Genomic DNA, 1,133 nt, shown 5'->3' with positions numbered 1-1,133 from the left:
CCAGAACAGGGCATGCCAGTTGAAGTGTTCGGCGATCACCGCCGACAGCGGCAGACCCATCGCACCACCGACGCCCAACGACGCGCTCATCAGCCCCATCGCCGAGGCCACCCGCTCGGCGGGCAGGGCGGAGCGCAGCACGCTGATGCCCAACGGGATCACCGGAGCGCCGAATCCCTGCAGGCCGCGTCCGATGACCAGCGGGATCAGCGACGTGGTGGTGGCTGCGATGACCGATCCGGCGAACAGCATTGCCGCGCACAGCACCAGGATCCGTTTGGGGCCGTACATGTCTCCGAGCCGGCCCAGCACGGGCGTGGCGACAGCACCGGTCAGCAGGGTCGCGGTGATCGCCCACGACGCGTTGGCCGGGCTGGTGTCGAGCAGCGCTGGCAGTTGCGGGATGAGCGGGATCATCAGGGTCTGCATGAGCGAGACGCTGATGCCCGCCGCCGCGAGCACCGCGATCAGCAGCCCACCGGACGCCGATCGGCGCGTGGGCTGATTAGGCATACTAATGAAGATAGGTGACTAACTGAGCAGGCGCGCCACCGACCCCAGCGGGATGGGTAACCAACTGGGCCGGAACCGGGCCTCGTAGGCCGCCTCGTACACCGCCTTGTCCAGTTCATAGGCCGCCAGCAGGGCGGCGTACTCGCGCGGATCGACGCCGGCCACCGCGGCATAGCCGTCGCAGAACGCCGCGCTGTTGCGGTCGGCCCATTCCCGCGCCCTGGCAGCCACCTGCCGGGCCCGCTCGTCGTCTCCTGCCAGCTCCACCAGCCGTGCATACGCCGCGTACTCGAACGACCTCACCATGCCCGCGACGTCACGCAGCGGGGAATCCGAGCTGCGGCGGAGCTCCAGTGGCTGGCCGGGTTCCCCTTCGAAGTCGATCAGCAGCCACCGCTCCGGGGTCCGCAGCACCTGGCCCAGATGCAGATCGCCGTGGATCCGCTGCACGCTCACCTGCTCGTCGGCCAGTTTGCGGTAGCGGTCCTCGATCAATGAAACATGTTGGTGCAGTTCGGGTACCGCGTCTGCGGCGGTGGCCAGGCGGGCGGACATCAGGTCCGCCGGGAACGGCACCGACGCGGTGCCGAGTTGTTCGGCCAGACAGGCGTGCACCGAGG

The 1,133-nt window shown here is 68.8% G+C and carries 1 protein-coding gene and 1 pseudogene; both read right to left on the bottom strand.

What is annotated here, in order from left to right:
• The coding region (locus tag ACWGPE_RS19135) for an MFS transporter (RefSeq protein ID WP_452049335.1) at nucleotides 1–513 on the bottom strand (513 nt) is incomplete at its 3' end.
• Nucleotides 514–531: 18 nt separating this feature from the next.
• Nucleotides 532–1,133, bottom strand: a pseudogene (locus ACWGPE_RS19130) (hypothetical protein); the annotation flags it as partial.

The sequence above is a fragment of the Agromyces sp. NPDC055658 genome (assembly GCF_053618155.1).
Note: the sequence above shows the minus strand (reverse complement) of the source record. Positions and strands in the feature narration are given on the sequence as shown.